Annotated in this window: 25 protein-coding genes; 7 read left to right on the forward strand and 18 right to left on the reverse strand. The window is 68.8% G+C overall.

Translation table 11 applies throughout. From position 1 onward, the window contains the following. Window positions 1-141 precede the first annotated feature (141 nt). Window positions 142-1,209: a twin-arginine translocation signal domain-containing protein gene (locus VLF18_RS12455; protein ID WP_325279949.1), complete on the reverse strand. Its 1,068-nt coding sequence runs from the start codon at window positions 1,207-1,209 to the stop codon at window positions 142-144. Between the two features lie 106 nt (window positions 1,210-1,315). Here VLF18_RS12455 and VLF18_RS12460 point away from each other — a divergent pair, with 106 nt between their 5' ends. Next, window positions 1,316-2,251, forward strand: coding sequence for a LysR substrate-binding domain-containing protein (locus tag VLF18_RS12460; RefSeq protein ID WP_325279950.1), 936 nt, complete (start codon window positions 1,316-1,318; stop codon window positions 2,249-2,251). Window positions 2,252-2,258: 7 nt separating this feature from the next. Here the strand turns inward: VLF18_RS12460 and VLF18_RS12465 are convergent, their stop codons facing one another. Continuing rightward, window positions 2,259-3,029, reverse strand: coding sequence for a GAP family protein (locus VLF18_RS12465; protein ID WP_325279951.1), 771 nt, complete (start codon window positions 3,027-3,029; stop codon window positions 2,259-2,261). A 179-nt stretch (window positions 3,030-3,208) separates the two neighbouring features. Between VLF18_RS12465 and VLF18_RS12470 the strand changes: the two genes are divergently transcribed. Continuing rightward, on the forward strand, window positions 3,209-3,688 hold the full coding sequence (locus VLF18_RS12470; RefSeq protein WP_325279952.1) for an N-acetyltransferase: 480 nt from the start codon (window positions 3,209-3,211) through the stop codon (window positions 3,686-3,688). Between the two features lie 154 nt (window positions 3,689-3,842). On the opposite strand, the gene VLF18_RS12475 is transcribed toward VLF18_RS12470, so the two are convergent. The 7 genes from VLF18_RS12475 to VLF18_RS12505 all read right to left on the reverse strand — a co-directional run bounded on the left by VLF18_RS12475 (window position 3,843) and on the right by VLF18_RS12505 (window position 10,896). After that, window positions 3,843-4,721 (reverse strand): class I SAM-dependent methyltransferase, encoded by an 879-nt coding sequence (locus VLF18_RS12475; RefSeq protein WP_325279953.1) that lies wholly within the window; start codon window positions 4,719-4,721, stop codon window positions 3,843-3,845. Continuing rightward, window positions 4,718-5,167, reverse strand: coding sequence for a GFA family protein (locus tag VLF18_RS12480; protein WP_325279954.1), 450 nt, complete (start codon window positions 5,165-5,167; stop codon window positions 4,718-4,720). The genes VLF18_RS12475 and VLF18_RS12480 overlap by 4 nt, the downstream gene beginning before the upstream one ends. A gap of 159 nt (window positions 5,168-5,326) precedes the next feature. Beyond that, a complete protein-coding gene (locus tag VLF18_RS12485; RefSeq protein ID WP_325279955.1) occupies window positions 5,327-6,193 on the reverse strand; it encodes a DUF1684 domain-containing protein in 867 nt (288 codons plus the stop codon). Between the two features lie 202 nt (window positions 6,194-6,395). Further along, complete coding sequence (locus tag VLF18_RS12490) at window positions 6,396-7,550, reverse strand: hypothetical protein (RefSeq protein ID WP_325279956.1); 1,155 nt, start codon at window positions 7,548-7,550, stop codon at window positions 6,396-6,398. Between the two features lie 52 nt (window positions 7,551-7,602). Beyond that, the gene (locus VLF18_RS12495) at window positions 7,603-8,790 is read right to left on the reverse strand and encodes a hypothetical protein (protein ID WP_325279957.1); all 1,188 of its coding nucleotides are present in this window, start codon (window positions 8,788-8,790) and stop codon (window positions 7,603-7,605) included. Between the two features lie 28 nt (window positions 8,791-8,818). Then, window positions 8,819-9,814, reverse strand: coding sequence for an alpha/beta hydrolase (locus VLF18_RS12500; protein ID WP_325279958.1), 996 nt, complete (start codon window positions 9,812-9,814; stop codon window positions 8,819-8,821). Window positions 9,815-10,056: 242 nt separating this feature from the next. Then, the gene (locus VLF18_RS12505; RefSeq protein ID WP_325279959.1) at window positions 10,057-10,896 is read right to left on the reverse strand and encodes an AraC family transcriptional regulator; all 840 of its coding nucleotides are present in this window, start codon (window positions 10,894-10,896) and stop codon (window positions 10,057-10,059) included. Here VLF18_RS12505 and VLF18_RS12510 point away from each other — a divergent pair. Then, window positions 10,876-11,463, forward strand: coding sequence for a hypothetical protein (locus VLF18_RS12510; protein ID WP_325279960.1), 588 nt, complete (start codon window positions 10,876-10,878; stop codon window positions 11,461-11,463). The genes VLF18_RS12505 and VLF18_RS12510 overlap by 21 nt on opposite strands. On the opposite strand, the gene glmS is transcribed toward VLF18_RS12510, so the two are convergent. The 4 genes from glmS to VLF18_RS12530 all read right to left on the reverse strand — a co-directional run bounded on the left by glmS (window position 11,424) and on the right by VLF18_RS12530 (window position 16,964). After that, window positions 11,424-13,259, reverse strand: a complete 1,836-nt coding sequence (gene glmS / locus VLF18_RS12515; RefSeq protein ID WP_325279961.1) for a glutamine--fructose-6-phosphate transaminase (isomerizing) — start codon at window positions 13,257-13,259, stop codon at window positions 11,424-11,426. The two genes, VLF18_RS12510 and glmS, sit on opposite strands and share 40 nt — an antisense overlap. A 232-nt stretch (window positions 13,260-13,491) precedes the next feature. Beyond that, a complete protein-coding gene (gene galE, locus VLF18_RS12520) occupies window positions 13,492-14,547 on the reverse strand; it encodes a UDP-glucose 4-epimerase GalE (RefSeq protein ID WP_325279962.1) in 1,056 nt (351 codons plus the stop codon). Beyond that, the gene (locus VLF18_RS12525) at window positions 14,537-15,544 is read right to left on the reverse strand and encodes an NAD-dependent epimerase (protein WP_325279963.1); all 1,008 of its coding nucleotides are present in this window, start codon (window positions 15,542-15,544) and stop codon (window positions 14,537-14,539) included. Before VLF18_RS12525 ends, galE begins: the two co-directional genes overlap by 11 nt. A 127-nt stretch (window positions 15,545-15,671) precedes the next feature. Then, window positions 15,672-16,964, reverse strand: a complete 1,293-nt coding sequence (locus VLF18_RS12530; RefSeq protein ID WP_325279964.1) for a nucleotide sugar dehydrogenase — start codon at window positions 16,962-16,964, stop codon at window positions 15,672-15,674. A 99-nt stretch (window positions 16,965-17,063) separates the two neighbouring features. On the opposite strand from VLF18_RS12530, the gene VLF18_RS12535 reads away from it, so the two are divergent. Then, a complete protein-coding gene (locus VLF18_RS12535; RefSeq protein WP_325279965.1) occupies window positions 17,064-17,447 on the forward strand; it encodes a hypothetical protein in 384 nt (127 codons plus the stop codon). A gap of 96 nt (window positions 17,448-17,543) precedes the next feature. On the opposite strand, the gene VLF18_RS12540 is transcribed toward VLF18_RS12535, so the two are convergent. After that, entirely contained in the window at window positions 17,544-18,677 is a 1,134-nt protein-coding gene (locus tag VLF18_RS12540; protein WP_414717218.1) for an SDR family oxidoreductase, read from the reverse strand. A gap of 190 nt (window positions 18,678-18,867) precedes the next feature. On the opposite strand from VLF18_RS12540, the gene VLF18_RS12545 reads away from it, so the two are divergent. The 3 genes from VLF18_RS12545 to VLF18_RS12555 are packed head-to-tail and all read left to right on the forward strand — an operon-like array spanning window position 18,868 to window position 19,693. Beyond that, window positions 18,868-19,221 carry an EF-hand domain-containing protein gene (locus VLF18_RS12545; protein ID WP_325279967.1) on the forward strand — a complete coding sequence of 118 codons (354 nt, stop codon included), beginning with the start codon at window positions 18,868-18,870 and terminating at the stop codon, window positions 19,219-19,221. 44 nt (window positions 19,222-19,265) lie between these two features. Next, complete coding sequence (locus tag VLF18_RS12550) at window positions 19,266-19,424, forward strand: DUF3309 family protein (RefSeq protein WP_414717220.1); 159 nt, start codon at window positions 19,266-19,268, stop codon at window positions 19,422-19,424. After that, window positions 19,424-19,693, forward strand: coding sequence for a hypothetical protein (locus tag VLF18_RS12555; RefSeq protein WP_325279968.1), 270 nt, complete (start codon window positions 19,424-19,426; stop codon window positions 19,691-19,693). Before VLF18_RS12550 ends, VLF18_RS12555 begins: the two co-directional genes overlap by 1 nt. A 91-nt stretch (window positions 19,694-19,784) precedes the next feature. Here VLF18_RS12555 and VLF18_RS12560 read toward each other — a convergent pair whose 3' ends face one another. From VLF18_RS12560 to VLF18_RS12575, 4 genes are all read right to left on the reverse strand, one after another. After that, window positions 19,785-20,018 carry a hypothetical protein gene (locus VLF18_RS12560; RefSeq protein ID WP_325279969.1) on the reverse strand — a complete coding sequence of 78 codons (234 nt, stop codon included), beginning with the start codon at window positions 20,016-20,018 and terminating at the stop codon, window positions 19,785-19,787. 300 nt (window positions 20,019-20,318) lie between these two features. Then, window positions 20,319-21,224: a DMT family transporter gene (locus tag VLF18_RS12565; RefSeq protein WP_325279970.1), complete on the reverse strand. Its 906-nt coding sequence runs from the start codon at window positions 21,222-21,224 to the stop codon at window positions 20,319-20,321. A gap of 177 nt (window positions 21,225-21,401) precedes the next feature. After that, complete coding sequence (locus VLF18_RS12570) at window positions 21,402-22,013, reverse strand: chemotaxis protein CheB (protein WP_325279971.1); 612 nt, start codon at window positions 22,011-22,013, stop codon at window positions 21,402-21,404. Window positions 22,014-22,044: 31 nt separating this feature from the next. After that, the coding region (locus VLF18_RS12575; protein WP_325279972.1) for a CheR family methyltransferase at window positions 22,045-22,663 on the reverse strand (619 nt) is incomplete at its 5' end.

A 22,663-nucleotide genomic window follows, 5' to 3' on the forward strand; every position in this document is an offset into this window, starting at 1 on the left:
GAGTCAGGAACGAGTATAGCGGCCGGTTTCGTTGCGCTTGCCGCCCTCTGTCCGGCAGTGGAATTTTGGAAGAGTAGCTAACGCCCGAGGGGAGCGCTTCATGTCCACGCGTTTCCCGCTCCCGATCCCTCTTTCCCGCTCTCAAGTCCGTGTGAACTCGCTGACCCAGTTCACCTCCCAGGTCACGCCGCCGTCGGCCGAGCTCGCCTGTTCCCAGCGTGCCGAGGTCGGCGTGATCTGCGACCAGCGCACGCGCGTGCGCACGGGCTTGCCGTCGTGCGTGTCGTCGCCGACAAATTCCCCGACGCCGTCGGCGAAGCGGCCGCGCAGCGGCGGGCCGAGCGTCGTCGGCGCGCGGCCGTCGAACCACCAGCTCAGCCAGTCGCCGCTCGCGGCGTCGAACGCGCGCAGCCCGATGCCGCGGAAGGCGCCGGCCGGAAAATCCATGACGTTGTCGCCGACATTGCCGTGGCCGCCGAGCACCGGCCAGTTCACGAGCGTGCCGTCGAAACTGTCCCAGTCGCCGCTGCCGGCCAGGCGCTTGCGCAGGCGCCGGTGCCGCACCTTCCAGCGGCCGACGAGGAAATCGAAGTCGTGCGGGCGATCGGCCAGCAGCGCGACCGGCGTGGCCTTTTCGGCGGTACGTGTGAAGAAGTTTTCCCAGTTCACTTCCCAGGATTTGCCGCCGTCGGGCGAGAACGCCTGCTCCCAGTGCGGTTCGCGGCTGTGGATGTCGAGCCAGCGGAAGCGCATGACGATGGGCTTGCCGCGCAGCGTGTCGGGACCGCTGAACACGCCGGCGTCGCCGTCGAAGCGGCCGGTGACCGGCGCGTCGAGGCGCGCAGGATTGCGCCCGTCGAGCCACCAGATCGACCACGCTCTGCTGGCCTTGTCGTAGGTACGAATCGTCAGGCCGCGATAGACTCCGGCCGGCAATTCCACGAGGTTGTCGTCGATCGTGCCCAGTCCGCCCATCGCGAGCCACAGTGCGCTCTTGCCGCCGAAGTCTTCCCAGTCGCCGGAACCCGTGAGCCGTTCCTTGAGCCGGCGATGGCGCACGTCCCAATTGCCGATCAGCCAGTCCCACTCGTGTTCGGGCGCCGTGCCGGCTGCGCGCACCGCGCGCGGGACGCCGAGTGCGGCCGCGCCGCCGGCCAGCGCGAGCGCGGCAACGAAGTCGCGGCGCGTCATCGGAACGATAGGGGTCATGCGGTCGGCTCATGCGTTGAGGTTCGTCGGGCGGGTCGGGACGAGCATCGCAAGCGCGCGCGGCGGACGCGACGCGAAATCCGGCCTCGCAGGCTAAGGCGGACTTATGCTCGGCCAGGATCGCTTTCCGTCGCTCGTGTCGATCCGCGCCTTCGAGGCGGCGGCCCGGCTCGGCAGCTTCGTCAAGGCCGCGCAGGAGCTCGACACGACGGCGGCCTCGGTCTCCTACCATGTGCGCCGGCTCGAACAGCAGATCGGCGTCGCGCTGTTCGTGCGGCATCCGCAGCGGGTCGTTCTGACCGAAGCCGGTGAACTCATCGCGAATGAGGCCATTGCCGCATTTGCCGCATTGCGCGCGAGCTTCGTCCGCGCCGTCGAACTCGACGAGACGCGGCTGCGCCTGACCACGCTGCCGAGCTTCGGCACGAGCTGGCTGACGCCGCGCCTGGGCCGCTTCCGCCAGCGGCATGCCGACGTCGCGGTCGAACTCGATCTTTCGGCGGATGCGCAGGAACTCGGCGCCGGACGCTTCGATGCCGCCGTGCGCAACGGCCATGGCCGCTGGCCGGGCCTGCGCACGGTCAGGCTGATGCCGAGCCTGTTCATGCCGCTGTGCGCGCCGGCTCTCAAACGTGCACTCGTGGACATGGCCGACCCGGACCGAATCGGCGTGCCGCTGCTCGGCCGTCCCGACTGGTGGACGCTGTGGTACCGCGCGCTCGGCCGCCGCAGCGGTCCCGCGCCCCAGCGCTTCGGCACGAACCTGTCCGCGGAATACCTCGACGTCGCCGCGGCGATTGCCGGGCAGGGCGTCGCGATCGCCTCGCCGCTGCTGTTCTGCGACGAACTCGCGTCGGGCCGTCTCGTGCCCGCGCACGATGCGGTCGCGAGCGACGGCCGCGCGTTCTGGTTCACCTGGCCCGTCGCGCGCCAGAACAGCAGCAAGATCGCGAAGTTCCGCGACTGGCTCGTCGAGGAGGCGCAGCGCGACTGCGATGCGGGCCGCGGTTATGTCGCGAGGGCGGTCGTCGTCGAGCCGTAGTTCGTCGCTACGGGCGCCGTGACGGCGGCACCGCGAACACGTACGGTGCGGACGACGGCAGCGGCGCGGCGGTCACGGCACGTTTCGCCGGCATGCCGCCGCGATCGGCCTTCGCGCGCTGATGCAGATACCGGGCGATCGCGTCGCCCGCGAGCGCGAAGCCGACGAGCGCGAGGATCCAGAGCACGGTTTCGCGCGCGCCGCGCGCGAGCACGTCCCTCCAGTGCGCATAGCGCGGTCCGAGCCGCTTGCCGAACAGCAGGTGCAGTCCGAGCAGAGCCAGCGGCGGCGCGATGAAGATCGCGTTGTAGGCGAGCAGCAGCGGCAGCCACTGCGCCGCGGCGAGCTTCGCGGAGGTCATGACGGCGATGGCGGCGAAGTAGGGCAGCGCCGTCACGAGTTCGGTCGCCGTGACGGTGGCGCCGAGCATGAACATGCCGATCGCGCCGGCGCGACCGGTGTCGCGAGCCTCGCGCGGCGCGTCGGACGGGGTCGGCGCGGCGATCGCGTAGAGCAGCAGCCCGAGCCCGAGCGCCGCCTGCAGCGCAAGCACGGCCGGGTGGTCGAGCGCCGCGCCGAGCCCGCGCAGCGCGGCGCCGAAACCGAGCATCAGGGCGATGCCGAGCGCGAGGTAGGTCGCGAGTATCCCGGCGACATACGCGATCACGTGGGGCACGGCGCGCGCCTGCGTCAGCAGCACGAGCGTCACCGCCAGCGCCGAGGGGTTGATCGCATCGACGACGGCGAAGCCGAACACTGTGAGAATCGTCGTTTCCATGATGCCGGATCATCCTGAGCGACCATCGGTGGCGCCAGCGTTGCATGAGGCCGTCGCCTGTTCGCAGTGTCGTCAGTCATCGGGACGCGCACGCCTGCTGGACTGACCGAATGCGAATGTGCGCCGGTACCGGCATGATCCGCGTCGAGCGACGCAATCGAAACGAAGCGAGGCATCGAATGCAGGTCAGAGCAGCGCTGCCGGACGACGCTGATGCGATGTGGACCATCCTGCGGCGCACGATCGCGGCCGGCGACACGTTGCCGTTCGACGACGGATTCGATCGCGCGGCGTTTTCGGCGCATTGGTTCACGACACAGCCCGCGAGCGTCGCGGTCGTCGACGGGCGCGTGGGCGCGATGTACAAGTTCGGCGCGAACTTCCTGGGGCGCGGCGCGCATGTCGCGAGTGCAACCTACGTCGTCGATCCTGCCCTGCAGGGCAGGGGAATCGGACGCGCGCTCGTCGCGCACAGCATCGACGCTGCCCGTGGCGCCGGGTTCACGGCGATGCAGTTCAACTACGTCGTAAGTACGAATCTGGCGGCGGTTGCTCTGTATCGCAAACTCGGATTCGCGGTCGTCGGCACTCTGCCCAGGGCGTTCCGGCATGCGGCGCTCGGCCTCGTCGATGTCTACGTGATGTTTCGCACGCTGTGACTCGGGCGACGGCCGCCAGTGTCCTGTTCCGCAACTACGTGGAAAAAATTCCGGATGGATTTCGTCGCAAGACCAGGCGCACCGAGGCGGCGCTGCGGCAACGCGGTGCGACGACGTATTGCGGCGAAAGACACCGGAATTGTTCGACCGTTATTTACGGAACAGGGCACTGGGACGTGGCGCCGTCGCTGCGAAACAGCACGGGTCGGTCGAGTTCGCACGCATCGTCGGTCACGAGCCAGCGCTCCCGCGCAACGACCGGCGTGCACGGCCCCAGCGTGACGATGCGCAGCGCGCGCGTCCGCGCTTCGCGCCGCAGCAGGCGCAGTACGTCGTCGAGGATCGCGCCGGTGAACGGTGTGTACAGATGGAATATGGTGCCGACGGACAGGTCGGCGGCGCGCACGTCGGCGTGGACGAAGCGCACGCCGCGCAGGTTCAGCGCAGCGGCGCAGCGTCGCGCGCAGTCAACGTAGGCCGCCTCGACTTCGATGCCGACGCCGCGTGCTCCGCTGAGGATCGCCGCGAGCAGCGGCACGTGGCCGAGACCGGAACCCAGATCGACCAGCACGTCGCGTGCGGACAGTCCGGCGCGATCGACGAGATCGACGATGTGCCGCGCCGGAGTCGGCTGATAGGACACCATGCCGGCCGCGAGACCGCCGGCGGGCGCGGGTTCGTCGAGCTGCAGCACGCCGGCGACCAGTGCATCGAGATGATCGTAGTCGTCGCCCGCGCGCGCGCTGGCCTCGGTCCAGCGGCGCAGTGCGACGGCGCCGGTGCCGTTGCGTATCGCGTCGCGCGTCGCCTCGAACAGCGCGAGGTTCGCCTGTTCGATGGCATCGCGCAGCGTCGCCGCGCGATGCCGGAGTTCGGCCGGGATGACCGGGTCCAGCGCGTCCGTACCGCCGTATCCGATCGGAAAGTGCTCGAAGCGATCGAGCGCATCGAGGCGCTTGCGCAGCTTTCCGGGCGCAAGCAACGCGCGGTCGCCTTCGAGTTCGCCGATCAGTCGCCGCAGCGCATCGATCACGCGGTCGGGTCCGTACCGTCGATTGCCTTCGACGGCACCGCCGTGCTCGAACCCGCGAAGCGCGGCAATGCGTCGGTCGTGTCGAACCAGGGCAGGCGGGCGCTCGTCCAGACGTGATCGTCGATGCGCGCACGCGCGGGCTCGTCGAGGCTGCCGACGCAGACCTGCACGCGGTCGGCCAGCACGTCCTCGCGCATGCCGAGCGTGCTGCCGCAGGCCGCGCAGAACGCGCGCCCGGCGAAGGCCGAAGAGCGATACCAGCGCGGCGGCGCCGTGGTCCAGGTGAATGCGTCCGCAGGAAAATGGACGAACGCCAGCGCCGGCGCACCGGAATGCCGGCGGCACATTGCGCAGTGGCAGATCACGCCGCGCAGCGGCGCGGCGCTCGCCGCATAGCGGACCGCACCGCACAGGCAGCCGCCTTCGTATCGAATGGCTTCGGGCATCGATGGTTCCTCAGGTCCGCATGCCGGAGCCATCGGTCGGGCTCCCGCAACGCGCAACCATCGCAATCATCGGCACCGGTCGGCAAGTCCTTCGGTCGCGCGGGGCTGCCGGAAGGCCTCGCCGCCGTCGCGTTGCATGACGTGCGGCGCTGGGAACCCTCACAGGGGCGGATATTTTTCGCCGTAATGCAGCGTCGCGTCGATCCGATCGACGAGCGCGAGCGGACAGTTGTAGAACGGCGAGTGCGCGCACGAAAAGCTGTACGCGAGATTGAGATCGATCGCCAGACGCTTCAGCGGGCTGCCCTTCGCGAGCGCTACTTCGATCACCCGGCCGCCGCCGTAGGTGCTCTTGCCGGACGTCCGGTCCTTGAACATCAGCAGCACGTAGTCGATTTCCTCCCAGCGATTCTTCCGACTGTAGGCCTTGACCACGTGCGTGCGTCCGGCGATCGGCAGCGCGACGCTGCCGACGACGTACATCACGCCGGCGTGTTCGCGCGAATCGAGATAATCGACCGCGGCCGGTTCCTCCTCGCGCGTGAAGCGCGCGGTGACGACGCCCTTGGGATCGTATGAAAAGAAATCCAGTCCGCGGAAGCCGCGCTGCATCACGCGTTCGGGATTGTGCAGCCAGACCTTGAGCGTCTCCGCGCCGAGCAGCGACACGCGCACCGTCAATTGCCCGGGCAGGGTCAGCTGACGATCGGGACGTTCGAGCAGATCGAGCGTCTCGATGCCGCGGCCGCTCAGCATGGCCTTGCCGTTGCGATACGCGACGCTGGCAACGGGCTGATCCGACCCGGTGCGCGACCATTTCCAGCCGTCCGGCAGCACGACCGGATTCAGATACAGCGTTTCTCCGTCGCGAATTTCCTGCATGTCCTGCGCGGCGTACATGCCGGCGGGACCGGACGCGTTGAACGCGGCGCCCTGCGTGAACGACAGCCATTGCTGGAACCGCGTCAGCTCGGCCGCCGGCGTCGCGGCGCTGACGAGCAGCGATGCAACAAATATCCATTTCATAATTTTGATACCGTGTCTGTTTTGTGACATGCGAACGAGCCAGATTTCCGTCGGAACATTTGAGCGTGCAGTCATCCGTACTGCAAGTTACGGTCGTGGAAGTCGAGATGAAATGCCGGAAATCCGGGGCACGACGTTGGCATTCGCGATGAATCGTGCGAAGCGATCGCGACCGGTCCGCCGTCGCATCGCCGTTTTTCGATCAAGGGCAGTGTGCGGCTGCGTTCGGCATCGTCCGTCGTTCCCGCCCGGCCCGTGCAGTTTTCGACAGCGCGCGTTCGCCCGGCAGCGTCCGCATCTCGCGCACCAGATCGCAGACGTCCCGTGCGTTCGCCGCGGCGGCGTCGATCGCGAGGGCGAACGCGCGCGGCGTCGCCCGGTTCGCCAGATTGCGCCGCGCCCAGTGCCACGCCGCGGCGGCGTCGTTGCCCGGTCCGCGGTAGAACTCGACTGCATGATCGGCGAAGGCAAGCGGCTGGCGGTGCAGCAGCGCTTCGTAGCGCAGCGCCGCCGCGGCGACGGCGCGATCGCCGCCGATGCGGTCGCCGCCGTTCCGCAGAATTTCACCGAGCAGCGAAAGCGCTTCCGGTTCGTGCCCGGCGCCGGCGAGCGGCGTTATGCGCCGTATCGCCGCCGCGACATCGCCGCGCGCGAATTCGAGTTCGGCCTTGTGCACCAAGGCGCTCGCGAACGCCGGCAGGTAGGCGAGGGCGAGCGCGTATTCGGCTTCGCCGCGCCGCGCGTCGCCGGCCTGTTCCGACCACATCAGGCCGCGCGCGAAATGCGTCCAGGCGTAGGGAAACGGCGAGGTCGTCCGTAGTTCGCCGAGTGCCAGCCGATAGTGCCGGTCCGCTTCCGCGTACCGTCCGAGTTCGGCATGAGCCGCGGCGAACGCGCTGTGCGCCGCGTAGCCGGGAAGGCGGCCCGCATGCCTGCCGAGAAGGCGGACCGCGTCGTCGGCATGCCCGGTCGCGACGAGAATCGATGCGCGCTGCAGCGCGACCTGCCGTGCGTCAGCCCCGCTTAGAAGTGCCGCGTCCAGGTCGGACTCCGCTTGCGCGAAGCGATGCGCCGCGGCGTACGTGCGCGCGCGCAACAGCAGATGATCGCGGCCGATCGGCAGCGACCCGGCGAGTCTCACGGCTTCGTCCAGCGCATCGTGGTCCGACAGGAAGCGCGATCTCGCGAGCAGCAGATCGACGCGCTGCGCCGGTTCGACGGCCTGCGCGAGCGCGTGATCGAGATTGGCGATCGCGATCGCCGCGGTCGTCGTCGGTCGCGTCTGCGCGAGCGCGGGGCTCAGCATCGCGACCATCGTCGTGACGATCCCGATAACGACGGGCTTGCGGATGATCATGTCCCGTGTCCTTCGACTCGTGCGGCGGGGCGAACGCTGAATGCACGTTCCGCTAAGGCTCGGCGAGGAACGGGAACCGCCCCGGCGCATGTACCGCATCGTCCTGCGTGACGCCGTCGTCGACGCCCGAATCGCTGCCGTTGACCAGTCGTGCGCGATACGCGTCGACGACATCGCTGTCCGGCGTGCGGCCTCCGCAATCGGCGAGCCGCGTGTTGTCGCCGGTCTCGACGGCGAGAAAACGCGTGCACCGCGCATGGCGGCTGTCGACCCAGAGCCGGTCATCGGCGAGCAGCCGGGCGAGCGCACGGTACCGATGGGGCTGCGGGGTCGACGCAGCGAGCCATTGATTGCCGCAGATGCCGTCGAACGCGTCATAGAGACCCAGCGTGCGCTCGATGTCCGGTACGAATCTCGGCCATTCCGCCGGTGCGGCGCGGTTGTACTGCTCCTTGCGAGCGTTGCTGACGTCGCCGCGATCCAGCGGGCCTATCAGCGCATTGCCGGTCAGCGTGCGTCCGACCCGATCAAAGCGCGTGCCGCGCGATGCCGCTGCGTAAGTGCCGGCCCAGACCGCGAGCAGCGGCCCGCCGCGATCGACCGCATCGACGTCGATCGACACGACAAGTGCCGCCGTCGACCAGCCGGCCAGGAAATTCTGCGGCGGCCCGCCGTCGGTGTGACGCCAGCGGTCGAGTATCTCTGCGCTGACTGGCGGCCCCAGCGCGGGACAGCCCGATGCATCGGCCGCAATCCCCGTGCCCAATGCGCGCTTGACGACGTCGTAGGCCTGCCGCGTGCCGCGCACATTGTTCGCGAACGGATCGTTGCGCAGCCCGGCGAAGACGCGGAATCGCCGCTGCGCGCTGTCGATTCCCGCCGCGACGCCGGCATCGCCGCCGGCACTGTCGCCAGCCGCATCGCAGCGCGCGCTTCCGGCGGCGTCGAAGCGGCACTCGATCGCCGTCGTTGCGCGTGTCTTGCCGAAGCGCCGGCCGCTGTCGACATGGAACACATAGGCGATCTGATCCGAGAAGCGCTTGCCGACGATGGTCATGACGAGATCGAGGCGCTCGCCGTCGGGCGACATCCAGGCATAGAGGTCGCCGATGTCGGCGGCGGGATCGGCGATCACCGCCGGCGTGTCGAGATGATCCGACGCACGTGCGGCAGCGGTGATCGCAATGGTCAGGGCACCGGCGAAAAGCGTCGCGCGGACGCTGCGAATCGTGGCATTCATGGAAGGGCTCCGGATTGCAGCGGCGGCATCAGCGCGTCACGGCCAGCGGCGCCCAGGCATTCCAGAGTGCGCGCGCCTCGTGCGCGATCACATCGGGCTGTTCCTCGGGCCAGAACAGCTTGGCGCCGTCGAGCCGGCGCACGCCGCGCGATCCGCCGAACGCGCGGTCGAGGTAGTCCGCGTTCGCGGCCGAGAAAATCGTGTCGGCCATGCCCCAGACGACGCGCACCGGTGCGTGGCTGCGCCGCAGCGTCGTCTCGACATCGGCGAGCGGATTGCGCGCGAGCGCGGCCGCATACGCATTCGCGAGCGCGCTGCGCCGCACCGTGGACAGCAGCGGCCCGAAATACAGGTCGACGGTGTCGTCGGTCGGATGCGTGCCGTTCGCGTAGCACATGCCGCCGATGCCCTCGGCCGACCGCGCGAGCGTCGGGTTCTCCCACCATGGCGCCAGCCATTCGTCGACGAACCTGCCGTGTTTCGCGAGTTCGATGACCGGCAGCATCGCCGGCGGCGGGCTCTCTATCGCGGTGTCGCCGTTCGCGAGCAGCAGCGTGCGCACGCGCTCGGGATGCCGCGCGAGCAGCAGCTGCGCCACCGCGCCGCCGCTGTCGCTCGCAACCACATCGACGCTCGCGATGCCGAGCCGGTCGAGAAACGCGCCGAGCATCGCGACCTGATCGTCGGGGCCGACCGGCTGCCCTTCCGCGACCTGGGTGAAACCCAGGCCAAGGAAATCCGGCGCGATGCAGCGCCGGTACGGCGACAGGCGTTCGAGCGCGCCGCGCCATTGAAACCCGTTCAACGGAAAGCCGTGCAGGAACAGCGCGGCATCGCCGCTGCCGCGTTCGACATAGGCGATGTTGCCGAACGATGTCGATGCATAGCGGCGCCGGCCGTGGAATGCCGCCGCTTCGGATCCGCGCATGCGCTGCGATGGCGCGTCGGTCGCGCCGGGACCGGCGGACAGCACGAGCGCGCCTCCGACGCTCGCGGCCGTTCCGAGGAATTGTCTGCGATTCATTGCGTGTCCTCCGTCAGGTCGCGCGGCGCCGGATCGCCTGCGTTCGGGCAAACACCGGCCGTTGCCGTCGCCGAACGGCGACAACCTGGATTCGTGTCGTGGTCGTTGCCGCCATCGGCGGCGCGGTTGCCCGACGCAGCGGGCAGTGCCAGTAGACGCCGACGGGCCGGCGGTCGCTGTCGAATTCTTTAGGAAACCGTCAGGTCAGCGGCGGACGGACCGCGTGCCCGCGTATCGCGGCCTCAGGAACCGGCGCGGTTTTTCGGCGGCAGCGCCGATTGCCGGAACTCGCTCGGCGTGCGTCCGTAGGCCTGCTGGAACGCGGCCGTGAAATGACTGTGGCTCGAGAAGCCGAGATCGTGACTCAGCGCGCTGAGGTCGTCGTACTCGCCGAGCAGATCGAGCGCGCGCGCGAGCCGCAGCCGCAACTGGTAGCGATACAGCGGCACGCCTTCGACCTCGCGGAAGCTCTGCGTCAGATAGACTGCCGAAACACCGACTTCGGCCGCGACCTCGGCCAGCGTCCAGCGCCGCGCGAGATCCCCGACGAGCACGCGCTTGGCGCGGTCCACGAGGCGCTGACGGCTCTGGCTGCCGCTCGCGGCATGCGCCGTGCGCGGACCGATCGCGCGCTGCACCAGCGTCAGCGCGAGGCTCTCGGCTTCGAGCGGATCGGCCGTGCCTTCGTGCAGGCTGTGCCGCAGCAGCGCCACGAGCACCTGCGCGCGCGGATCGATGCCGAGCCGATGCTCGCGGAAACGCGGCGGCTCGCCGTCGTGCAGCAAGGCCGGCGGCGCTATCTCGCGCAGCAGCGCTTCGTCCACGGTAAGCACGAGGCTGGCGTCGCCGTCGGGATGCGGATGACTGACCTCGCCGCGCTCGCCTGCGTTGAAGAACTGTACCTGGCTCGCATCGGCCACGACGGTGCTGCCGTCGAGATGTCGCAGGCAGCTGCCGCGATACGGAAAGCGCAGCTGCGTTCGCGCTGCACACACCGACTCGCGCGTGCCGCCGGCAGACGCGAGATCGAAGACATCGACCAGCGATGTCCGGAGCAGCTCATGAAGGACCGTTTCAGTCATGGGCTCGGCAATCGGAACGGCAACGCATTGAATCCAGTTGCGGTCGACGACACAATTTTTTCCGCCGCACCGACGGCACGCTCGAACCTCGAGGACGATGCCATCGTGGTGATCGCGCCAACCTCGGGCAACCGGACCGAGGCTCTCTCGTTGTCTGCGGGCGATTTCCAGTTCCTGCCGGATGCCGGCCAACGTGTCGAACTCGTCGTTGCCCTGTTGAATCGGGCCGCCGGTCTCAAACAGCTCGACCGCATCGACCGGGTATTCCGCCGCGCGTCGTTGCCGACGTTTTCACCGACTTCGTCCAGGCCAGGATCATCCGCCTGGCTGAAGAGCGATCGGCGCTTGAGGTCGGCCCAGGCGGAACTTGTACCGTCGAACCAGAACAGACCGCCGATCTGCAGTACGTCGTTGCCGTCGCTGAAACGTGCGGCGATGGCCGTGACTACCGGGCCTGGGCGGGCGATGTGCTCGTTGCTGCCGTCGTCCTTGCCGGCACCGGATACGCCGCGTCGCAGAAACGCCGCTCACTCCACCGTCACCGACTTCGCCAGATTCCGCGGCTGATCGACATCGGTGCCCTTGAGCACGGCGACGTGATACGCGAGCAGCTGCAGCGGGATGTTGAACACGGCCGGGGCGACGAGGCTTTCGCCGACGGCGAGGCGCAGCAGCGCGCCGCGGTTCGCGTCGAGCTTGACGTCGACGGCGGCGTCGGCGATCACGAACAGCTCGCCGCCGCGCGCGCGGACTTCTTCGAGGTTCGATTTCAATTTTTCCAACAGTTGATTGTTGGGCGCGACCGCGATCACCGGCATGTGCTCGTCGACAAGGGCGAGCGGGCCGTGCTTGAGTTCGCCGGCGGGATAGGCTTCGGCGTGGATGTAGGAGATTTCCTTGAGCTTCAGCGCCGCTTCGATCGCGATCGGATAGCTCGCGCCGCGGCCGAGGAACAGCGCATGCTGCTTGTCGACGAAGCGTTCGGCCAGCGTGGCGATCTGCGGTTCCAGCGTGAGCGCGTCGGCGACGAGGCGCGGCAGCGTCGACAGTTCGCCGACCAGCTGTTCGTAGCGTGCGTCGGCCATGCCGTTGAGGCGCGCGAGTTCGAGGCAGAGCAAGCCCAGCGCGGCGAGCTGCGTCGTGAACGCCTTGGTCGAGGCGACGCCGATCTCGGGGCCGGCGCGCGTCATCAGCACGAGATCGGATTCGCGCACCAGCGAGGATTCGGGCACGTTGCAGACCGCGAGCGCGCCGAGGTAGCGCGCGCTGGCCTTGCCGCTGCGCAGCGCCGCGAGCGTGTCGGCGGTTTCGCCGGACTGCGACACGGCGACGAACAGCGTGTCGGCCGGCACGACGGTATCGCGGTAGCGGTATTCGCTCGCGACCTCGACCGAGCAGGGCAGGCCGGCCAGCGCTTCGATCCAGTAGCGCGCGACCATGCCGGCGTGATAGCTCGTGCCGCAGGCGACGATGTGCACGTGCTTGACGCGCGCGAGGAGCTGCTCCGCATCGACGCCGAACACGTTCGGCAGGATGCGCGAACCGCTGATGCGGCCTTCGAGCGTGCGCGCCACGGCCTCGGGCTGCTCGTGGATTTCCTTGAGCATGTAGTGGCGGTATTCGCCGCGTTCGACCGCATCGGCGGTCAGGTCGGTCTCGCGCACGTCGCGCGAGACGTCGCGGCCGTCGCCGTCGAAGATGCGGTAGCCGTCGCGGCGGATTTCGACGATGTCGCCTTCGTCGAGATAGATGAAGCGATTGGTCACGCGCAGCAGGGCCTGCACGTCCGAACCGATGAAGTGTTCGCCGAGGCCGATGCCGACGACGAGCGGGCTGCCGCGGCGCGCGCCGACGACGCGGTCGGGTTCGCGTGCCGACAGCACGGCGATCGCAAACGCGCCGTGCAGGCGCTGCGTCGCGCGTACGACGGCGGTGACGAGATCGGCGCCTTCGCGCTGCAGCGCATCGATCAGATGCGCGATGACTTCGGTGTCGGTTTCGGAACTGAATGCGTAGCCCTTGTCCTGCAGCTCGCGGCGCAGTTCCTCGTGGTTCTCGATGATGCCGTTGTGCACGACCGAGATCAGGTCGGAGGAAACGTGCGGATGGGCGTTGTGCGTGCTCGGCACGCCGTGGGTCGCCCAGCGCGTGTGCGCGATGCCGATGCGGGCCGGCGCAGGGTCGGCGCTCAGCAGTTGTTCGAGTTCGCGCACCTTGCCCTTCGTGCGGCGGCGCGCGAGCGCGCCGCCCTGCAGCACGGCCAGTCCGGCCGAGTCATACCCGCGGTATTCGAGCGCCTGCAGGCCGGCGATCAGGATGGGGCCGACTTCGCGATCGGCGACGGCACCTACGATTCCACACATAGCGAACTCCACGAATTGAACCGCGGGCATTGCACCGGCACCGGCGGGCGGTGCGCGGCGCTTTCCCGGGCCGGCGGCGGGCGCGTTCGGGGCGAAACGCGGGCGCGGGCGCCGGCGCGGGCGGCGGCGAATCGCGAACTATGCGTCAGGTAGCCGCGTTGCTGCCAGTCCGAGAAACGTGAATGGGGAATCCGGGGTGGGGAATCGGGAAACGATGCGGGCCGCGGCCGCGTCACGGCGGGGCGGGAACCGGAGGCTCGCGGCACGGGGCATTATTGCGGCGCTCGGCGAGCCGGCGTTCCCAGGCCAGCGTGCTGCGGGCCATGAGGTCGAGGTCGTCGTGGCGCGGCTCCCAGCCGAGCACGCTGCGGACCTGCGCGCAGTCGGCCACGAGCTCGGGCGGGTCGCCCGCGCGGCGCGGCGCCTCGACGACCGGCAGCGGACGGCCGTGCGCGCGTTCGACCGCGCTCAGCACCTCGCGCACGCTGTAGCCGCGGCCGTAGCCGACGTTGAGCGCGACCGACGCGCCGCCGTCGCGCAGATAGCCCAGCGCGCAGACGTGCGCGGCCGCCAGGTCGTCGACATGGACGTAGTCGCGGATGCCGGTGCCGTCGGGAGTCGGGTAGTCGGTGCCGCAGATCGCGACGTGCGGGCGCACACCGAGCGCGGCTTCGGCGGCAACCTTCATGAGCAGGGTCGGGCGCCGCGTCGACTGGCCGATGCGGCCGGCGCCGTCGCAGCCGGCCACGTTGAAATAGCGCAGCGCGACGTAGCGCAGCGCCGATACCGCGGCGAGGTCGCGCAGCATCTGCTCGCTCATCAGCTTGGAGCGGCCGTAGGGACTGATCGGCTGCAGCGGCGAGGCTTCGGTCGCGCGTCCGCCCTCGGGCACGCCGTAGACCGCGGCCGAGGACGACAGCACGAAGTGCGCGATGCCGGCCTCGGTGCAGGCCGCGAGCAGCTGGCAGGTCGCGGCCGTGTTGTTCGCGTAGTAGCCGATCGGGTCGGCCATCGATTCGGCGACGATGATGCGCGCGGCGAAATGCATGACGGCGCGCACGCGGTGCTCGCGCAGCAGCGACGCGACGAGCGCGCGGTCGCCGACGTCGCCCTCGACGAAGGTGCCGCCGACGACCGCGTCGCGAAAGCCCGTGCTGAGGTCGTCGAGCGTGACCACGTCCTCGCCGGCGTCGACGAGCCGCGCGACGACGTGGCTGCCGATGTAGCCTGCGCCGCCGGTGACGAGCACCGCGCCGCGCGGCGGCTGTGCGTCGCGCTCAGACGCCATGGAAGTCGCGGTACCACGCGACGAAGCGCTCGACGCCGATCTCGACCGGCGTGTCCGGGCTGTAGCCGGTGTCGCGCATCAGTGCGCTGACGTCGGCCGCGGTGTCAGGCACATCGCCGGGCTGCAGCGGCAGCAGGCGCTTCTCCGCGGTGCGGCCGGTCGCCTGCTCGATGAGCTCGATGTAGCGCGACAGCTTGACCGGCCGGTGGTTGCCGATGTTGTAGACGCGATACGGCGCCTGGCTGCTGGCCGGCGTGGGGTTCAGCGGATCGAACGCGGGATCGGCGCCCGGAATGCGATCCAGGCTGCGGACCACGCCTTCGACGATGTCGTCGATGTAGGTGAAGTCGCGCGAGTGGTTGCCGAAGTTGAAGACGTCGATCGGCTCGCCCGCGAGGATCTTGCGCGTGAACAGGAACAGTGCCATGTCCGGCCGGCCCCAGGGGCCGTAGACGGTGAAGAAGCGCAGGCCCGTCGTCGGCATCTGGAACAGATGGCTGTAGGTGTGCGCCATCAGCTCGTTGGTCTTCTTGCTCGCCGCGTAGAGGCTGACCGGATGGTCGACGCTGTCCTCGACGGCGAACGGCAGCTTGCGGTTCGCGCCGTAGACCGAGCTCGACGAGGCGTAGACGAGGTGCTCGATCGCGCGATGGCGGCAGGCTTCGAGAACGTTGAGGAAACCGACGACGTTCGCGTCGATGTAGGCGCGCGGGTTTTCCAGCGAATAACGGACGCCGGCCTGCGCCGCGAGATTGACCACGCGCACCGGCACGAACTCGTCGAACGCGGCCTCGAGCGCGGCGCGGTCCTCGAGCGCGCCCTTGACGAAGCGGAACCCCTCGCGCGCGAGCAGCCGGTCGAGCCGCGCCTGCTTGAGACGCACGTCGTAGTAGTCGTTGAGGTTGTCGTAGCCCAGCACGTCGTCGCCGCGGTCGAGCAGGCGATGGGCGAGCGCCGCACCGATGAAGCCCGCGGCGCCTGTGATGAGAATTCGCATGACGGAAATCCAGATGCTTGGTGCTGTTTGCGATTTTAGGGGATCGAGAAAAGGGTGCGGAGGAGCGAGAAACGAGAGACGGCGACCGCGCTCACCCGTTTCTCACGCTTCTCCACGCGTTCCTGCCTCACAGCCGCTCGTCGACGAGGTCGCGCGCGAACACGTGCTTCACATCGAACACGACCGCCCCCGGTGTGCCGGCGGCGCGCAGGCGCGCGGCGCCGACTTCGCGGAACTCGCGATGGGCGACCGCGAGCACGATCGCGTCGTAGCCGCCTTCGGGCAATGCGGGCAGCAGGTCGATGCCATATTCGTCGTGGGCCTGGGCCGGGTCGCCCCAGGGGTCGTAGACGTCGACCTTCATGCCGTAGCTGCGCAGTTCATCGACGACATCGACGACGCGCGTATTGCGCAGGTCGGGACAGTTTTCCTTGAACGTGAGGCCGAGCATCAGCACGCGCGCGTCGGCGATCGGCATGCGCCGGCGCGCCATCAGACGCACGACGCGCTGCGCCACGTACGCGCCCATGCCGTCGTTGATGCGGCGCCCGGCGAGGATCACGTCAGGGTGATAGCCGATCGCCTGCGCCTTGTGCGTCAGGTAATACGGATCGACGCCGATGCAGTGGCCGCCGACGAGGCCCGGACGGAACGGCAGGAAATTCCACTTCGTGCCGGCGGCTTCGAGCACTTCGGCGGTATCGAGGCCGAGGCGCTCGAAGATGTGCGCGAGTTCGTTGACGAGCGCGATGTTCAGATCGCGCTGCGTGTTCTCGATGACTTTCGCGGCTTCGGCCACGCGGATGCTCGACGCGCGATGCGTGCCGGCGCGCACGATGCGGCGATACAGCGCGTCGACGAACTCGGCCGCGGCCGGCGTGGAGCCCGAGGTCACCTTGACGATGTCGGGCAGCCGTCGCGCGGCGTCGCCGGGATTGATGCGTTCGGGACTGTAGCCGACGTAGAAGTCGACGTTGAAGACGAGGCCGGATTCGGCCTCGAGCACCGGCACGCAGACTTCTTCGGTCGCGCCGGGATACACCGTGGATTCGAACACCGCGACGGCGCCGCGCGACAGCGCGCGGCCGACGCTGCGGCTTGCGGCGAGCAGCGGCCCGAAGTCCGGGCGCTTGGACGCGTCGATCGGCGTCGGCACGGTGACGATGAAGACGTTGCAGTCGCGCAGGCTGGCCGGGTCGGCGCTGTAGCGCAGCTGCTGCGCCGAGGCCAGTTCCGCAGGACCGACTTCGCGCGTGTGGTCGCGTCCCTCGGCGAGTGCGGCAATGCGCGCGGTGTCGATGTCGAAGCCCAGCGTCGGCAGTTGCCGGCCGAATTCCACGGCGAGCGGCAGTCCCACGTAGCCGAGGCCGATCACGCCGATGCGCACGTCCTCTGCACGGCCCAGCACTGCTGCAGTCATGAAATTCCCGGCGGCGGAAAGACCCGCAGTCTACTGCGGATCGCCGCCGGGCTGAACGGTGCGGCGCGGCCGGCGCGTCAGGCGCGGCTGCGACGGCGCGTGCCGGTCTTCGTTGCTGCGGACTTGCGCGCCGTCGCGCGTTTTGCCGTACGGCGCGTCGTGGACTTTTTCGCAGCCGGCCGGCGCGCCGTCGATTTCTTCGTCGCGGACTTGCGTGCGGTGGTTTTTTTCGCCGTGGATTTCCGCGCCGTCGGTTTGCGTGCGGTCGCTTTCTTCGCCGTCGATTTCCGGGCCGCGGATTGCCGGGCAGTGGATTTCCTCGCGGTCGATTTTTTTGCCGTTGCCTTCTTCGCCGCGCTCTTGCGCGTGCTGCGCTTGGGATGCTTGGCCTTCGGACCGGGCTTCGCGCCGCCGTCCTGCTTGTTGACCGTGGCCCAGGCGCGACGCTCGGCTTCCTTCTTCGACACGCCCCGCGCCTCGTAGCCTTCTTCGATGTGTTCGGCCTTTCGCTTCTGCTTGCCGGAATAGGCCGACTTGTCGCCACGTGGCATGGTTGATCTCCTCTGCTGCGGTGAAGGTTCAGCCGCGCGGCCCGCCCATCACCGGCAGGATCGCGCCGCTGACGTAGCTCGAACAGACCGGCGAGGCCAGGAATACGTAGGCCGGCGAGATTTCCTCGGGCTGGGCCGGCCGGCGCATCGCGCTGTCGGCGCCGAACTCCGCAACGGCCTTGCGGTCGCGGTCGGCGGGATTCAGCGGCGTCCAGACCGGGCCGGGCGCGACCGCGTTCACGCGGATGCCGCGCTCGACGAGGTTGCTCGCGAGCGACATCGTGAACGCGTGGATCGCGCCCTTGGTCGCGGAATAGTCGAGCAGCGCCTTGCTGCCGAAGATGCCGGTCTCCGATCCGGTGTTGATGATGGCCGCGCCCTCGTGCAGGTGCGGCAGCGCGGCGCGCGCCATGTGGAAATAACCGGCGATGTTGGTCTGCAGCGTTTCCTGCAGATGGAGTTCGCTCAGGTCTTCCAGCGCCTCGCAGTGCTGCTGGAATGCGGCATTGTTCACGAGTATGTCCAGGCGCCCGAACGCGTCGACGGTGCGCTGCACGGCGTCGTTGCAGAACGCCGGATCGCGCACGTCGCCGGCGATCACGAGGCAGCGGCGGCCCTCGGCTTCGACATGCTGCTGCGTGACCGCGGCGTCCTCGTGCTCGTTCAGATGCAGCACCGCCACGTCGGCGCCTTCGCGCGCGAACAGCACGGCGACGGCGCGGCCGATGCCGGAATCGCCGCCGGTCACGATCGCGACGCGGTCCTTGAGTTTGTCGCTGCCGGCATAGTCGGGGGCGAGAAAGCGCGGCTGCGGATCGAGTTCGTGTTCGTAGCCGGGCTTGCGCAGATGCTGCTGCGGCAGCGGATTCTCCGGCTGCTCGCGCGCGCCCGCCTGCATCGCCGGCTTCTTGCCGCCGTTGCCGTCGTCCTTCGCCTTGCGTGCGCGTTCCTTCTGCGCGACATCGTCCTGGATGCGCCGCTGCCGCTGCACCGTCTGCTGTGCGACGGTCTTGTTCGTGGACGTGGGCTTGGTCGGCATGGGGCGCTCCGTCTGAGTCGTCGCAGGCGGCGACGCAAGAGCGATGCCACGCGCGATCGCCGGTTCGCGCACCGAAAAACGCCGCAAAGTCGTGCAAGTCGACCGATGCGTCCTGAACGGCATGCAGGCTGCGCGGGTCGACGCGGCGGACTCGGCGTCGCGGGCAAAGATTCGCGGCCGCCGGAATGCGCGGCAAATCGCGGACACGGCACGCGAAACCGCCGTGCCCATGGGCTTCCGCGCGGCGCGGCGCGGCCACGGCACGGTTTCTGCGTCGCCGGAGGCAACCCGGCCCGCGTCGCGGAGGTCTTCGATGAAACGCGTGATTCCCGCAGCGTCCCTGCTGTTGTTCGCCGCCGTCGCAACGGCGTCGCTGCAGGGCGAGAAACCCCAGCCCGTCGACTCGGCGCGGTCGCAGGAAAATCCCGAGCAGCGCGAGCCGCCGAAGAAACCGATGCCGCCGCTGGCCGACGACAAGCGCGGCGACGTCTCGACGAAGTCGTTCGAACAGCTCGACGAAAACAAGGACGGCAAGCTCAGCAAGGACGAACTCGGCGCCGACGAAGCCGAAGGCATGGATTTCAGCAAGATCGACCGTGACGGCGACGGCACGATCTCGCGCGACGAATGGAACGCGCACTGGTCGGGCCGCCACGACAAGCACTGAACTCGCCGCACGAACACCACGACAACCCCGACAAGGAGAACGTTATGACGCTGTCGACCCTGCTGTTGATCGTCCTCGTGCTGCTCATCATCGGCGCACTGCCGACCTGGCCCTACAGCCGCAGCTGGGGCTATGCGCCGGGCGGCGGACTCGTCGTGGTGCTGGTGATCGTCGCCGTGCTGATATTCGGCGGGTACATCTGATGAACGCGTTCGGTGGGACGCGCGTCGACGATTTCGTCGACGGCGGCACCGCGTTCGACGGACTCGATACATTCGCGTCGGCGCTGGTCGCCGACGCCTATGCGGTGCGCGAACCCCAGGCCCAGTCCACGCCCGAGCGCGACGACGAGAACGTCGAACCAGGGCATCTCGCCGATCCGCTCGAACCGCGCAAGGGCCACCGGCCGAAACCGAACGAGCCGCTGCCGGTCGACGCGCCGCCGGTGCCGAAGCTCAGGCCGCTGGAGTGAGGACATAGCCCGCGTGCGTGGGTTGCGAATGCAGGTTGCGGTTCGCTGCGCTCACCACAACCTGCATCCCGGCGGGGTTTTTCGCCGCCGATCAGTGCAGCCGCACGCCGTAGGCGCGCCAGAGGCAGACCTCGCCCTGCGGATCGACGAGCGCGACGTCCGTGGTCACGCCGGTGTCGCGCCAGCCGGTCTCGGCCATGTCGAGCGCATAGTCGATCGCGTCGCAGCAGCTCGTATGCGTTGCGAGCAGCACGTCGCCGGCGAGGATCGACCAGGTTCCATCGTGCAGGTGTGGACAAATTCTGAAGCTGAGGTGAGCGAGCATGATCGGACCGCTGCAGGGGGGACGGCCTCTGCGCTCAGCAGGTTGCGTGCCACCGCGGGGAATCGGCAACGGGAATCATGAAATGCGCGGGACGAGCGGTGCCGATGTTTGACGCAAATCGGTGTTCGGTTCGTGCGCCGCGCCGCATGCATCGTGAAACGCATTCGAAAAACGTCACGAACGGCGCGCGCGACGAGCCGTCGATCAGCGCGCGAAAATTCGTCGCGACGCGTGAAGAAACCGTCGACTCATCGCCGTGCCGAAAGAAATACTTTCAGCCCGCCGCAAGAATTTCCGCCGTCACGACGCGGCCATCTCGCGCGCACGCAACCGCGCGAAGGCGCCGTCGGCCAGCCCGCTGCTCAACGTCGTGCCCGCGAGAATGATCGCGCCGCCGACCAGCATGTCCGCATCGATGCGCTCGCCGAGGAACAGCCAGCCCCAGAACACGCCGAACAGCGGGATCAGGAACGACACCGTCATCGTGCGCGCGGCGCCGATGCGTGCGATCAGCCGGAAGAACAACAGATAGGCGAGTGCGGTGCAGAGCAGCGCGAGGGCGATCAGCGCGGCCCAGGCACGCAGCGACGGCGACGCAGCCGGCCAGTGCAGCACCGCCGGAACCGACAGCGTCAGTGCCGAGGCGGCCTGGCCGCCGGCCGCCGCGACGAGCGGTGCGACACCCGACAGATGGCGCCGGCTGAAATTGCCGGTGAAGCCGTAGCCCAGTGTGGCGAGCAGCGCGGCGCCTATCGCGAGTGCGGCGAGGCCGCCGGTGCCGGCATCGATGCGATCGCGCACCAGCCAGACGACGCCGGCCAGTCCGAGCAGCAGACCGGCGAAGCGCGGCGCGCTGAGCCGTTCGCGCAGCCACAGCGCGGCGATTGCCGCGGCATAGAGCGGCGTCGCCGCGCTCAGGGTCGCGGTCAGGCCGGTGCTGATGTGCTGGGTCGCAAACGCGTAGAGCACGTAGGGCAGCGCCGCGCCGGCGATGCCGGCGACCGCGACGGGTTTCCAGTTCGCCGCGAGTTCGCGCCAGCGGCCGCCGGCCAGCAGCAGCGGCAGCAGGCAGACCGCCGCCACGGCCGCGCGCAATCCGGCCAGCGTCCACGGTCCGAACCCGGCGGCACCGACATGCATGAACAGGTACGAGCCGCCCCAGAGCGCGCCGAGCGCGAGCAGCGTCAGGACGTCGGAAGGCTTCATGGGCTTCTCCTTGGCGGGTTGCCTGCGCATCGTCGATGCGATTCAGGACAGGAGTCAGCCTAGTGGATACGCTGGATCTGATGGAGAGCCAGGAGTTTCCGAAGTTAGTGGTCCAGTTTGAGCGAGTGACCTGCGGACCGGAGTGAGCAAGTAAAGAAAGCCGCGGCGTCGCCGCTCTCACTCGTTTCTCATTCCTCCGTCTCTTTCCTGACTCAGCAGCCGATTCACGAGCGCCGCGATCTCCTCCAGCCGCACGCAACGGTCGGCGCCGGCGATCTCCAGCGCCGACGCGGGCATCAGCTCGACTTCGGCGTCGGCGGGTTCCTGCACGACGGCATATCCGCCGCGTTCGCGGATGCGCTTCAGGCCCGCGGCGCCGTCGCTGTTCGCGCCGGTCATGATCACGCCGATCGCGCGCGCGCCGCAGGTGTCGGCAACCGACTCGAACAGCACGTCGATCGACGGCCGCGCGAAGCCGACGCGCGGGTCGACGGACAGCGCAAAGCGTCCGTCGTCGCCGACCAGCAGGTGATAGCCCGTCGGCGCGATGTAGACGTGCGCCGCGAGCGGCGTCGTGCGCTCGATCGCTTCGCCGACCGGCAATGCGCTGCTGCGTGCGAGCAGTTCGCAGAGCAGGCTCACGTCTTCGGAGCCCGTGTGGCAGACCACGACGACGGAGGCGGCCAGATCCGGCGAGAGCCCGGCCAGCAGCACGTGCAGCGCGCGCAGTCCGCCGGCCGAACAGCCGACGGCGACGAGCGGGAGCTTGGTGTTCGCTGCGGGATTCACGGGGGCGCGGGTCGTTCTCGGGCAGGACAATTCAGGAGGCGAGGTCCAGCTGGAAGATGCGCAAACGCGGATCGATCGCGCGGAAGTCCTTCGCGGCACGCGCGAAGGCGATGTTCTCGCGCGTGCCCAGGCACAGGAAGCCCTTGCGCACGAGGCTGTCGCGAAACAGTTCCAGCACGTGGTTCTGCAGCGGGTCGGTGAAATAGATCAGCACGTTGCGGCAGAGGATCAGGTGCGCCTCGCAGAACACGCCGTCGCAGACGAGGTTGTGGTTCGCGAACGTGACGTTGCGGCGCAGGCGCGCGTCGATCGTGATGAGCTCGTAGCGCGCGTGGTAGTAGTCGGCGAGCGAGTGCCGGCCGCCGGCGGCCAGATAGTTTTCCGAATACAGCCGCGCCTCGCGCGCCGGGAAGATGCCTTCCTGCGCGCGCGCGATCGCCGCGTCGCTGAAGTCGGTCGCATAGATCTGGCTGCGGTCGTAGAGTCCGGCCTCTTCGAGCAGGATCGCGAGCGAATACACTTCCTGGCCGAACGCGCAGCCCGCCTGCCAGATGTTGATCTGCGGATACGAGGCGAGCAGCGGCAGCACGTCGTCACGCAGCGCGCGGAACACCGGCGGGTCGCGGAACATCTCCGAGACCGGCACAGAC

The organism is Tahibacter sp., assembly GCF_035481375.1.
Taxonomy (GTDB): Bacteria; Pseudomonadota; Gammaproteobacteria; order Xanthomonadales; family Rhodanobacteraceae; genus Tahibacter.